Genomic DNA, 11,982 nt, shown 5'->3' on the forward strand with positions numbered 1-11,982 from the left:
TAGGTGCAACTGGACGTCAACGCGATGGTGCTCGCAGATTGCCTCCGGGGCGCATTGGCTTCTAAGCAGCGCAACCCCGCATCGCCCCGGATCCGATGACCCAGCCCGCCGCGCCCTCAGCCGACGTCCCCCCGCGCCTCGATCTGCGCGGGATCGGGCTGCGCTTCGGTGCGGTGCGGGCGCTCGCGGACGTCTCGCTCCAGGTCCGGCCCGGCGAGATCCTCGCCCTGCTGGGCGATTCCGGCTGTGGCAAGAGCACGCTCCTGCGGGCCATCGCCGGGCTGGAGCAGCCGGAGACCGGCACGATCCGCCTCGACGGCACCCTGGTGAGCGAGGACGGCCGCGGCGTCGCCCCCGAGGCGCGTGGCGTCGGATTGATGTTCCAGGACTATGCCCTGTTCCCTCATCTCACGGTGGCGGAGAACGTGCGCTTCGGCCTCCATGGCAAAAGCCTTCAGGGCAAATCCGCCGCCGAGGCCCGCGCCATCGCGCAGGCCCGGCTGGAACAGGTCGGCCTCGCCGACCGGGCCAGGAGCTATCCCGGCACGCTCTCGGGCGGCGAGAGCCAGCGCGTGGCGCTGGCCCGCGCCCTGGCCCCGGGGCCGCGCGTCCTCCTCCTCGACGAGCCGTTCTCGAATCTCGACCGGCGCACCCGCGACCAGGTCCGCGACGACACCCTGGCGGTCCTGCGCGCCAGCGGCGCCACCACGCTCCTCGTCACTCACGACCCCGAGGAGGCCCTGGGCTTCGCCGACCGCATCGCCCTGATGCGGCGGGGGCGCATCGTGCAGGTCGGCACCGGGCTGGAGCTGTATCGTCGTCCCGCGACGCGCTTCGCCGCCCGCTTCTTCGGCGACCTCGTCGAGATCGACGGGACCTGCCGCGCCGGGATCCTGGCGACGCCGTTCGGCCCGGTCCCCGCGCCCGGTCACGCCGAGGGCGCCGCCGTCACCCTGTGCCTGCGCCCGGAGGCCATCCGTCTCGGCGCGCCGGGGGCGTCCCTCCGGGCCGTGGTGCGGGCGCGCCGCTTCCTCGGGGCCGCCGCCCTCCTGACCGTGTCGGCGGAGGGAGTGCCCGAGCCCCTGCGCCTGCCCGTGCCGGCGGACGACCCGCGCGAGCCTGGGGATACGGTCGGCCTGAGCCTCGATCCGGCGCACGGTTTTATTTTTGCGAGCGAGACGGATTAAAACACAAGACCGGGGTGAGCTTGCGCTCGCCCATGAGCAATAGTTTTGAATTGTTTTAAGTCCAAAACATCGTGCTTGTGTTTTCCTCGCCGATGCTTCTGAACACCCGCCACGTTTTGACGGAAGGGTGTCGGCGCCATGGCGGGTGGGATCAAGGCAATCGGGTTCGCGGGCCTCGCGCTGGCGGCCCTGATCGGGACGGCGTCGGCGGCCGAGGTCAACCTCTACACCACCCGCGAGCCCGGCCTGATCCGGCCCCTGCTCGACGCCTTCACCGCCAGGAGCGGCGTCACCGTCAACACCGTCTTCGTCGAGAAGGGCCTCGCCGAGCGCGTGGCGGCCGAGGGCGCCCGGGCCAAGGCCGACGTGCTGATGACCGTCGACGTCGGCAACCTCATCGACCTCGTCGACCGCGACCTCGCCCAGCCGGTACGCTCGAGTGTGCTGGAGGCGGCGGTGCCCGCGACCCTGCGCGATGCCGAGGGCCGCTGGTTCGCCCTCTCCATGCGGGCCCGCGTGCTCTACGCCGACAAGGACCTCGCCGACCTCAAGGCCATCACCTACGAGGGGCTGGCCGACCCGAAGTGGAAGGGCGGCCTCTGCCTGCGCTCGGGCCAGCACCCCTACAACACGGCGCTCATCGCCCACCACCTCGTCAAGCACGGCCCGGAGAAGACCGAGGCCTGGCTGCGCGCCCTGAAGGCGAACCTCGCCCGCAAGCCCGCCGGCGGCGACCGGGACGTCGCCCGCGACATCCTCGCCGACACCTGCGAGATCGGTCTCGGCAATTCCTACTACGTCGGCCTGATGCGCTCCGGCCGCGGCGGCCCCGAGCAGCAGAAATGGGGCGCGGGCATCAAGGTGGTGATGCCGACCTTCGCGGGCGGCGGAACCCACGTGAACATCTCCGGCGCGGTGGTGGCCAAGAACGCCCCCAACCGCGACGAGGCGGTCAAGCTCCTCGAATACCTCGTCTCCGACGAGGCCCAGGGGCTCTACGCCAAGGCGGATTACGAGTACCCGGTGAAGGCCGGGGCACCGATCGACCCGCTGCTCACGGAGCTGGGACCGCTGATGATCGACGCCGTGCCGCTGGTGGAGATCGCCCGCAACCGCAAGGCGGCGAGCCTCCTCCTCGACACGGTGGGCTTCGACAACTGAGGGCTGCCCACGACCCGGTCATCGGAAAACGCATTTGAGACCAGCATGACCGGGGCCGTCCCCGCCCTCCCGCTCACCGGCCGGCCGCGCGGCCTCGCCTGGAGCGCCGCCGCCCTGGCGCTCTGCGTCCTGGTGCTGAGCCCGGTCGTCGCCCTCGTGGTCGCGGCGGGGGACGGGATCGGGGCCGGCGGGGCGTTGTGGCCCCACCTCGTCGCCCACGTGCTGCCGCAGGCCCTGCGCGACACCGCCCTGCTGCTGGCCGGCGTCGGTGTGCTGGTGGTGGTCCTCGGGGCCGGATCGGCCTGGCTCGTGGCGGCCTACGAATTTCCCGGCCGGCGCCTGCTGGAGGCCGGGCTGCTGCTGCCGATGGCGGTGCCGACCTACATCATCGCATTCGCGTATCTCGACCTGATGCACCCGATCGGCCCGGTGCAGACGACCTTGCGCGACCTCCTGGGACTGACCCGACCGCGCGATCTCGTGCTGCCCGAGATCCGCTCGCTGCCCGGCTGCATCCTGCTCCTCGGCTTCGTGCTCTACCCCTACGTCTACCTGCCGACGCGGGCGCTGTTCCTGATGCAGGCCGCCAACCTCATCGAGGCGGCGCGGATGCTCGGGCGCCGGCCCTCCGCCACCTTCCTGCGCGTCGCCCTGCCGATGGCGCGCCCGGCCATCGCCCTGGGGGCGAGTCTGGCCCTGATGGAGGCCCTGAACGACATCGGCGCGGCGGAATTCCTCGGGGTGCGCACACTCACGGTCCAGGTCTACGCCACCTGGGTCAACCGCTCGGACCTCGCGGGTGCTGCCCAGATCGCCCTCGTCATGCTGGTGGCCGTCGTCGCCCTGGTGGCCCTGGAGCGCTGGGCCCGGGCCGGGCGCGGGTTCTCGGGCGGCGCCCAGCGCCCGCGCCGCCTCGCCCGGCAGCGCCTGACGGGCCTGCGCGCCGGGGCCGCCCTGGCCCTCGGGCTCGTCCCCGTGGCCATCGGCTTTGCGATTCCCGCGAGCTACCTCGTGTTCTCCGCGCTCCGCCGGGTCCGGCGCAGCGGCCTGCCGGAGACGATCCTCTCCGAGATCGGCCACACCCTGCTCTATGCCGGGGCCGCGACCGTGATCGCCGCCGCCATCGGCTTCGTGGTGGCGGCGGGCCCGCGCCTCGTCCCGCGCCGCTGGGGGGAGGCGCTGATCCGGGTGGCGAGCCTCGGCTACGCCCTGCCGGGCGCGATCCTGGCCATCGGCCTCCTCGGGCCCCTGGCCCTTGCCGACAGCGCCCTCTCGGCCGGGACGACGCAGATCTTCGGGGTCGCCCCGGCCCTGATCGGCCTCGGCACCGGGGGCGCCCTCGTCACCGCCTACCTCGTGCGTTTCCTGGCCGTCAGCATCGGCACCTGCGAGGCCGGCCTCGGCCGGGTGCCCCGCAGCCTGCCCGATGCCGGGCGGATGCTCGGGCGCGGCCCCGGCGCGACCCTGTGGCGGGTCCAGCTTCCCCTGGCCTGGCCGGCGGTGCTCAGCGGCGCGCTCCTGGTCTTCGTCGACTGCGTCAAGGAGTTGCCCGCGACCCTGCTGCTGCGCCCCCTCAACGTCGAGACCCTGGCGACCCACCTCTACGGCGAGGCCGCGCGCGGCACCTACGAGGACGGGACCGTGGCGGCCCTCCTCATCGTCGCCGTCGGGCTGGTGCCGGTGGTGATCCTTCTCCGGCTCGGAACCCCGCGCCAGGAAACTTCCGGGAATCAAGAGACTTCCGGGAATCTGGAGACTCCCGGGAATCAGAACCCGCCGGGAATCATGCGGATCGACGCTTGACGCCGCCGCGTCTGTCGCCCTAGAAGGCCCTCGGTCCGGGTGCGTAGCTCAGCGGGAGAGCATTCGCTTCACACGCGAAGGGTCACAGGTTCGATCCCTGTCGCGCCCACCATTCTCCTCGAAGCCAGTCCGCCGCTTCGACGTTTTTTCCTGAACATCATCGTACGTGTTTCGGGCCGCTGATTATCGGCAGGTTGCCGAGACCTTGTTTCGGCCTGAGGCCGATCGATCGCCGTACCGCCTTCTCTGGCTCGGCGCGCGGCCGATGACCCGCCGGCGCCGCGGATCACCGGTGAGCCGTCGCGGGGTCACGCCCCATCGACGGCGCGTTTCGGCATCAGCGCAGGTCGGCCGATCGCGTCGCGGCCTTGCCGCGCGTTCCCCCGTCGAACACGCTCCGGCAGCCGGCGCTGAGGCTCGCGCGGTTGACCTTCATGCAGGAGACGATCGCGGTCCGGTCGGGAACCGCGGTCAGGCACAGCCGCATGACGTCGCCCCGGCAGAGGGCCGCCTGCTCGTCCTCATTCGCGCCTGCGGCTACGGCGGTGAAGGCCGGCAAGGCAAGGCATGCCGCGAGAGCAATACGGCCGATCATGTCCATCTCCACGTCCCGAACACGGGTTGGGTCGGCGAGGGCGCCGACCACCTGGGGTTGGGAATGCGAACCGCGAAGGTAAGTTCCTCGCGCGGCTGAGGGCCAGTCCGGACCCGCGTGGCCAGGGCCTGCGGAGAGCGATGGTAAAGAGTTTGTTGAAGCAATCTGCTGCGTTTGAGGCAGTCTACCTTGTCTCGATTCAATAGCTCGTTGGCTGATCCAGTGACGCGACCGAGGGCGGTAAGGTTTTCGAAAGCATTCACCTACCTTGTAAAGGGATCGATGGATTTCAGCAGGGCACGCGTGACCACGGCCGTTTCCAAACTTCCCGTGACCGTCGACGGCGCGGCCTCGCTGCGCACGGTGCTGAGCGAGGCGGGCCGGGCTCCGGGCGTCCTCTGGACCATGCTGCGCAGCATGGTCGATGCCTGGCCCGACGAGGTCTACACCCGGACCCTGGTCGAGACCCGGCTGCTCGGGCAGCGCACCGCTTTCGTGGTCGACCCGACGCTGATCCGCACCCTGTTGGTGGACGAGGCCAACGGTCTGGAGCGCGAGGCCTTCGTCACCCGGGCCCTGGCCCCGGCCCTCGGCTGCGGGCTCCTCACCGCCGACGGCGGATCGTGGCGCGCGCAGCGCCGGACCGCCGCGCCGATGTTCCGCCCCGAGCGCGTGCGCGACTTCGTCCCCGCCATGGCCGCGGCCGCGCAGGCGACGCGGTCGCGCTGGCTGGCACGCCCGGCCGGTGCGGGCGCGTTCGACGTGTCCACCGAGATGATGCGCACCGCCCTCGACATCATCCTGGCCACGATGACCTCGGGGGAGGGGGGCCTCGACGAGACGCGGTTCGGCGCCGCCATGGAGGACTACCTCGGCCAGACCAACTGGAAGATGGCCTACGTCATGTTCGGCGCCCCTGCCTGGCTGCCCCATCCGGGCGCCCGCCGGGGCGCGGCGGCGGCACGCGAACTGCGCGCTGCGGCCGCCGCGCTGATCGCGGCAAGGCGGGCCCGGGGCGGCGGCGGCAGCGACCTCCTCGGCCTGTTGCTGAACGCCCGCGATCCCGTCACCGAGGCGCCGATGGCCGAGGCCCTCCTCGTCGACAACCTGCTCACCTTCGTGGCGGCCGGCCACGAGACGGTGGCCCTCGCGCTGACCTGGCTGTTCCGGCTGCTCGCCGACCATCCGGCGGTGGAGCGCCGCATCCTCGACGAGATCGCCCGCGTCGGCACCGATTTTTCGGGCGATTCGGGCCGCCTCGACGCCCTGGTCTACACGCGCCAGGTGGTGATGGAGGGCATGCGCCTCTATCCGCCCGCGCCGCTGATCGTGCGGCGGACGACCCGCGACATCCGGCTCGGCGACGCGGTGATTCCGGCGGGCCGCTCGGTCCACGTGCCGATCTACGCCCTGCACCGGCACCGCCTTCTCTGGGACCGGCCGGACGCGTTCGATCCGGACCGCTTCGCCCCGTCCGTCCATGCGGCGCGGGACCGCTACGCCTACCTGCCGTTCGGCGCCGGGCCGCGCGTCTGCATCGGCATGGGCCTCGCGCTCCAGGAATGCCTCGTCATCCTGGCGACCCTGCTCCCGGCGTTCCGGCTGTCCCCGGCGCGGGCGGGGATGCCCGAGGCCCGCTTCCGCGTCACCCTGAGGCCCCATGGCGGAATGCCGATGGTGCCGACCCGGCGGGCCGGGTGAGATGCGAATCGCCCGATACCTGCTGTCCTGGTGCCGCACGAAGGCGCCGCCCCTGATGCCCCAACGGAACGGGGCCGCCTTCTCGACGGAAGAGCGCGACCGCCTCGAGACGCAGGCCGAACTGCTCAACGAGACCCTGCAAATGGCCAACTACTCGGCCGTGACGCACCTCGCCGTGGTCTTCGCCCTGGCCTACATGTTCTGGGACACCGCTTCGCACCACTATCTCGTGGGGCTGATGGCGGCGATCTCGATCATCATCGCCGCGACCCTCGGCACGACCTGGTACTACCGCAACACCTTCCGCAGCGAGGTGACGGAGACCGCCGTCCGGCGTGGCTCCTGGATCTCCAAGGCGCTCGCCCTGGCCCTGGGCCTGACCTGGGCCACCATGCCGGCGATCCTGATCCCGCCCGCCGACGGCGGCCACCGCATGGTGGCGGTGGCAGTGACGGCGGGCCTCATCTCCGATGCCTACGTGGTGGGGCCGTTCTTCTCGGTGGCCTTCCTGCTCGCGGCTCCGATCGTCGTCGGCGGGTTCATGGGCCTGGCCGGCTGCGACGCGCCCTTCGGCGCCTACGTGTCCGTTCTGCTGGTGATCTACGCGCTCTTCATCTGGTTCAGCGTTCGGCGCATGTCGCTGCTCTCCTACCAGCGCATCTGGCAGCGCGTGGTGATGCAGCACCAGGGCGAAACCATTGGCCTGCTGCTCAACGACTTCGAGGAGGGCGCCAGCGACTGGCTCTGGGAAACCGACCCGGACGGGCGCCTGCGCCAGGTCCCGGCCCGCATGGCCGCCACGCTCTCGCGGGACCCGGCCACCCTGCAGGGCGAATCCCTGCTCGCCATCCTGGCCGACACGGGCCAGCCGGACCACGCGGCGGCGCTGCGCACCGCCATGGCGATGCGCGAGCCGTTCCACGAGCAGGCCGTACGCGTGTCCGGCGCGCACGGCACGCGCTGGTGGAACCTCAACGGCAAGCCGGCCTTCGACCGCTACGGCGGCTTCCTCGGCTACCGGGGGGTCGGCTCCGACATCACGGTCAGCCGCGAGGCCCAGGCCCGCATCGCGTTCCTGGCCGGGCACGACACGCTCACCGGCTTGCCGAACCGGGCCGCCTTCCAGGACGCGATCCAGGCCATCTATCAGGGCGGGGAGACCCCGGAGACCCGGGAGACCCCGACGGCCCTGCTCTGCCTCGACCTCGACGGCTTCAAGGCCGTCAACGACAGCCGGGGCCACGCCGCCGGGGACCTCCTGCTGGCGCGCGTCGCCGGGCGCCTCGTGCGCCTGACGGAGGGGCGCGCGCGCAATTTCCGCCTCGGCGGCGACGAGTTCGCCATCCTGTATCCGGGCGTGGGCCCGGAGGCGGCCGAGCATCTGGCCCGGCAGGTGATCGGCGAGATTCGCCGGCCCTACCAGATCGGCGTCTCCCTCATCGAGGTCGGCGTCAGCATCGGCATCGCCCATGCCCCCCGGGACGCCCATGATCCGGCGGCCCTGCTCGGCCGCGCCGATCTCGCGCTCTACAGCGCCAAGGCCGCCGGAAAGGGCTGCTGGTGCAGCTTCGACGTCTCCCTGGAGGATCGCGGATTCCGCCAGCGCCAGCTCGACGCCGACATGCGCCTCGCGTTGAGGTCCGGCGAGATCGCCCTGCATTACCAGCCCCTCGTGGACCTGAGGAGCGAGCGCGTCGTCGGTCTCGAAGCCCTGCTGCGCTGGAACAAGCCCGGGGAAGGCTGGATCTCGCCGACCGAAATCATCGCCATCGCGGAATCCACCGGTTTCATCATCGAGATCGGTCGCTGGGCCCTGCGCCGGGCCTGCCTCGATGCGCGGTCCTGGCCGGGCCTGCGGGTCGCGGTGAACATCTCGTCGATCCACGTGCGCCGCCTCGACTTCCACGACGAGGTCGCGGCGATCCTTTCGGAAACCGGCCTGGCCCCCGAGGGCCTGGAGATCGAGATCACCGAATCCGTGCTGCTCGACCGCGAGAGCGAGGTCCTCACCAACCTGAAGCGGCTGCGCGCCCTCGGCGTACGGATCGCCCTCGACGATTTCGGAACCGGGTATTCGAGCCTGAGCTACCTGACGGACTTTCCGTTCGACAAGGTCAAGGTCGACCGCTCCTTCGTGCGCGACCTGCAGGCGCGCCCCGAGAAGATCGCGGTGATTGAGGCGATCGTCACCATGGCCCGCGCCCTCGCGATGGACGTGACGGTGGAGGGCGTCGAGACGCGCCAGCAGGAGGCGGTCCTGCGCCACAAGCAGTGCGGCACGGCGCAGGGCTTCCTCTACAGTCCGGCCCGTCCGGCGGCCGAGATCCACGATCTCGTACGCCGCCTCGACACCCGGAAGGCCTCGGTCGCCTGACGCGGGCCCGCGGGTGCCGCGCCCCGGCCGGATGTGCGATGATCGGGGCCGAGCCGGGCATCGGGCCGTGACCACGCACCTGCGCCTTCCCTTCACGCCACCCTACGACTGGGCCGGGCTGCACGCCTACCTGGCGGCCCGTGCCATCCCGGGCGTGGAACTGACCCGTCCCGGCCTCTATGCCCGGAGCGTGGCGCAGGGGGGCGTGCACGGAACCCTGCGGGTGATGCCGGCGCCGGACGACGCCCTGCTGGCGACGCTGGACCTGCCCGTGGCGATGCCGGATCTCGCCGCGCGCCTCGGCCGCCTGTTCGACCTCGACGCCGACCCCTTCGCGATCGGCCGCGCCCTCGGGCGCGATCCGCTCCTGGCGGCCCGCATCCGGGATCGCCCCGGCCTCCGGGTGCCGGGCGCCTGGGACGCCTTCGAACTCGCGGTGCGGGCGATCCTCGGCCAGCAGGTCTCGGTCGCCGCCGCGACCCGCCTGGCCGGAACGCTGGTCGCCGCGTTCGGCACTCCGCTCGCCCGGCCCGGCACCGAGCCCGGCCTCACGCATGTCTTTCCGGGCGCCGAGGCCCTGGTCGAGGCCGACGTCGCCCGCGTCCTCGACATGCCCCGTGCCCGCGGAGCCGCCATTAAGGCCCTCGCGGCCGCCACCCTCGCCGAACCGGATCTCCTGGCGCCGGGGCAGGGCTACGCGGCGGCGCGTGCGCGCCTCACGGCCATCCGGGGCATCGGCGACTGGACGGCCCAGTACATCGCCATGCGGGCCCTGCGCGAGCCGGATGCCCTGCCCACCGGCGATATCGGTCTGCTGCGCGCACTCGCGGAGGCCGCCGGGCGTCCCACCGCGCGGGAACTGGAGGCACGATCGCAGGCCTGGCGTCCGTGGCGGTCCTACGCCGTCCTCCATCTCTGGGCCCATGACGCCGCGCGGGGTGCGGGCGGCCCGGAACGGGAGCCGCCGGCGGAAATCCGGCCGCGATCGATTGTGGAGCAAGAAGCGGGATGCGCGGACGCGGCGGCGGGCGCCAAGGTGAAGCCATGAGCCGGGGCACCCGAGCAGGAGTATCCGCCATGCCGCCTGTCGCGATCGAGGCAAATGCGAACGCCGTCGCCCCCGGTCCGGACCGGGAGGATGCGGAGCGATGGGAGGCCCTGGCCGCGCGCGATCCGGCCTGGGACGGTCGCTTCGTCTACGCGGTCCGGACCACGGGGGTGTATTGCCGCCCCAGCTGCGCGGCCCGGACGCCGAGGCCGGAGAACGTCAGTTTCCACGCCGGCTGCGCGGAAGCCGAGGCGGCGGGCTTCCGCCCGTGCCGCCGCTGCCGCCCCGACGCGCCGTCGCGGGCCGAGCGGCAGGCCGAGGCCGTCGCCCGGGCCTGCCGCCGGATCGACGAGGCCGAGACCCTGCCGGCCCTCGACACCCTCGCGCGGACCGCCGGGATGAGCCCGTTCCATTTCCACCGGGTGTTCCGCGCGGTCACAGGCATCACGCCCAAGGCCTACGGGGAAGCGCGCCGGGCCGAACGCCTCGCGACGAGCCTCGGCGCGGCGGGCAGCGTCACGGAGGCCGTCTACGCGGCCGGGTACAATGCGCCGAGCCGGTTCTACGCCAAGGCGCCGCAGCGCCTCGGCATGTCGCCCGACGCCTATCGCCGGGGCGGCGCCGGCACGCGCATCTGCTTCGCGGTCGGAGCGTCCGCCCTCGGGGCGATCCTGGTCGCCGCCACCGATGCGGGCGTCTGTGCGATCCTCCTCGGCGACGATCCGGACGCGCTGGTGCGCGATCTGCAGGACCGCTTTCCCCGGGCCGCGTTCACGGCCGGCGATGCGGACTTCGCGCGCTGGATGGCCGAAATCGTCGGCTTCGTCGAGGCGCCGGGCCGGGGGCTCGACCTGCCCCTCGATATCGGCGGCACGGCGTTCCAGCAGCGGGTATGGACGGCGCTCCGGGCGATCCCGGTCGGCACGACGGCGACCTATGCGGAGGTGGCCCGGGCCATCGGCGAGCCCGCGGCGGCACGCGCCGTGGCCCTGGCCTGCGGGGCCAACCGTCTGGCGGTGGCGATCCCCTGCCATCGGGTGGTGCGGACGGACGGTGCGCTCTCCGGCTACCGCTGGGGTGTCGCGCGCAAGCGCGCCCTCCTCGACCGGGAGAAGGGCGCACTGACGGAAGGCTAACCCTCAGGAACCGCCCGGATCGGTCTCCCCGTCCGGTTGCCCACCACCCTTCGGGCCCTCGCCCGGCTTGCCGTCGGTCTTCTCGTTGGGGTCCTTGACCGCGTCCGGCGCGGTGTTGGCGGGCTTGTCCTTCGGTTGCTTGTCGTCCTGGGCCGGCATGGCGTCACTCCTTGGGCGAACGGGGGCGGTCGGACTGCCCGTCGGACGAGCCGCCGGCGGGGGTGGGATTGCGCCCCTTCGGCGACCCGTCCCACGCGGCATTGCGCGCCGCATCGGTCTGTCCGCCGGAGCCCTGCTGGGTGATGGCGGCCTGCTCGGCCGATTGCTGTCCGCCGGCGACCGCCGGGTCCCCCGGCTTGCCGACGTCGGAATCGGGCTTGCGCGTGCCGACGATGGGGATGTGGTCGTTCGGCATCGCTATTCCCCCGCAGCCTGACCGTTGGGCGCGGTGGCGCGGTCGATCGCCTCGCGGGTGTCGCCGGAGGTTTCGGCTTCCGCCTTCCGGGCCGCCTGGCCGATCTCGCGGACCTTGTCCGGGCCGGGCGTACCGGTATCGGTGGATGTGGGCGGGGATGTCTCGCGCGGCGTATCCGTCATGATGTCCTCCTGATCTTGGAGGCTCAACCGCCCGCGCGTGCCGAGGTTGCCTTCGGGCAGCCTCCGCTCGTCCGACCCGCGCCGCGCGAGGATGCTTCGCGATCCGCTGGTCGCGAGGGGGCCACCTCTCGCGCTCTGCACGAGGGGCCGGCCGTGCCCCTGGCAAGCACCGAAGGGATCGGGCCGACGGCGCCGGCTCCAGCGTCGGGGGTGTGGAAAACGGTGGACACGGTGACGGCTTCCGGGCGCGGGCCCGAAAGCCGGATCGGCGCGCGGCACCTGAGCCTTCGCCCGGGTGCCTTAAGTCTCAGAGGCCTTCGAACAGCGCCGACGAGATGTAGCGCTCGGCGAAGGAGCAGGCGACGGTGACGATGCGCTTG

At 72.3% G+C, this 11,982-nt stretch carries 11 protein-coding genes, 1 tRNA gene and 1 pseudogene; 8 read left to right on the plus strand and 5 right to left on the minus strand.

The window, feature by feature from the left end:
• Window positions 1–95 precede the first annotated feature (95 nt).
• The 4 genes from K2X24_RS23910 (at window position 96) to K2X24_RS23925 (ending at window position 4,263) form a co-directional block, all read left to right on the plus strand.
• Window positions 96–1,187 (plus strand): ABC transporter ATP-binding protein, encoded by a 1,092-nt coding sequence (locus tag K2X24_RS23910; RefSeq protein ID WP_292501827.1) that lies wholly within the window; start codon window positions 96–98, stop codon window positions 1,185–1,187.
• Window positions 1,188–1,325: 138 nt separating this feature from the next.
• On the plus strand, window positions 1,326–2,348 hold the full coding sequence (locus tag K2X24_RS23915) for an extracellular solute-binding protein (protein WP_292501830.1): 1,023 nt from the start codon (window positions 1,326–1,328) through the stop codon (window positions 2,346–2,348).
• A gap of 45 nt (window positions 2,349–2,393) precedes the next feature.
• On the plus strand, window positions 2,394–4,151 hold the full coding sequence (locus K2X24_RS23920; RefSeq protein ID WP_292501832.1) for an iron ABC transporter permease: 1,758 nt from the start codon (window positions 2,394–2,396) through the stop codon (window positions 4,149–4,151).
• A gap of 37 nt (window positions 4,152–4,188) precedes the next feature.
• Window positions 4,189–4,263: transfer RNA gene (locus K2X24_RS23925), tRNA-Val, on the plus strand.
• A gap of 225 nt (window positions 4,264–4,488) precedes the next feature.
• On the opposite strand, the gene K2X24_RS23930 is transcribed toward K2X24_RS23925, so the two are convergent.
• On the minus strand, window positions 4,489–4,746 hold the full coding sequence (locus K2X24_RS23930) for a hypothetical protein (protein WP_292501848.1): 258 nt from the start codon (window positions 4,744–4,746) through the stop codon (window positions 4,489–4,491).
• 330 nt (window positions 4,747–5,076) lie between these two features.
• Between K2X24_RS23930 and K2X24_RS23935 the strand changes: the two genes are divergently transcribed.
• From K2X24_RS23935 to ada, 4 genes are all read left to right on the plus strand, one after another.
• On the plus strand, window positions 5,077–6,447 hold the full coding sequence (locus K2X24_RS23935) for a cytochrome P450 (RefSeq protein WP_292501835.1): 1,371 nt from the start codon (window positions 5,077–5,079) through the stop codon (window positions 6,445–6,447).
• A gap of 55 nt (window positions 6,448–6,502) precedes the next feature.
• Window positions 6,503–8,821 carry an EAL domain-containing protein gene (locus K2X24_RS23940; RefSeq protein ID WP_292501838.1) on the plus strand — a complete coding sequence of 773 codons (2,319 nt, stop codon included), beginning with the start codon at window positions 6,503–6,505 and terminating at the stop codon, window positions 8,819–8,821.
• A 67-nt stretch (window positions 8,822–8,888) separates the two neighbouring features.
• On the plus strand, window positions 8,889–9,869 hold the full coding sequence (locus tag K2X24_RS23945) for a DNA-3-methyladenine glycosylase (RefSeq protein ID WP_292501840.1): 981 nt from the start codon (window positions 8,889–8,891) through the stop codon (window positions 9,867–9,869).
• 29 nt (window positions 9,870–9,898) lie between these two features.
• Window positions 9,899–11,005, plus strand: coding sequence for a bifunctional DNA-binding transcriptional regulator/O6-methylguanine-DNA methyltransferase Ada (gene ada, locus K2X24_RS23950; protein ID WP_292501842.1), 1,107 nt, complete (start codon window positions 9,899–9,901; stop codon window positions 11,003–11,005).
• Window positions 11,006–11,008: 3 nt separating this feature from the next.
• On the opposite strand, the gene K2X24_RS23955 is transcribed toward ada, so the two are convergent.
• The 4 genes and pseudogenes from K2X24_RS23955 to K2X24_RS24420 all read right to left on the minus strand — a co-directional run.
• Entirely contained in the window at window positions 11,009–11,164 is a 156-nt protein-coding gene (locus tag K2X24_RS23955; protein ID WP_238280202.1) for a hypothetical protein, read from the minus strand.
• A 4-nt stretch (window positions 11,165–11,168) separates the two neighbouring features.
• The gene (locus K2X24_RS23960; RefSeq protein WP_292501844.1) at window positions 11,169–11,420 is read right to left on the minus strand and encodes a hypothetical protein; all 252 of its coding nucleotides are present in this window, start codon (window positions 11,418–11,420) and stop codon (window positions 11,169–11,171) included.
• 2 nt (window positions 11,421–11,422) lie between these two features.
• A complete protein-coding gene (locus K2X24_RS23965; RefSeq protein WP_292501846.1) occupies window positions 11,423–11,602 on the minus strand; it encodes a hypothetical protein in 180 nt (59 codons plus the stop codon).
• Between the two features lie 307 nt (window positions 11,603–11,909).
• Window positions 11,910–11,982, minus strand: a pseudogene (locus K2X24_RS24420) (cysteine synthase); the annotation flags it as partial.

This window comes from Methylobacterium sp. (genome assembly GCF_019750675.1).
Lineage (GTDB): Bacteria > Pseudomonadota > Alphaproteobacteria > Rhizobiales > Beijerinckiaceae > Methylobacterium.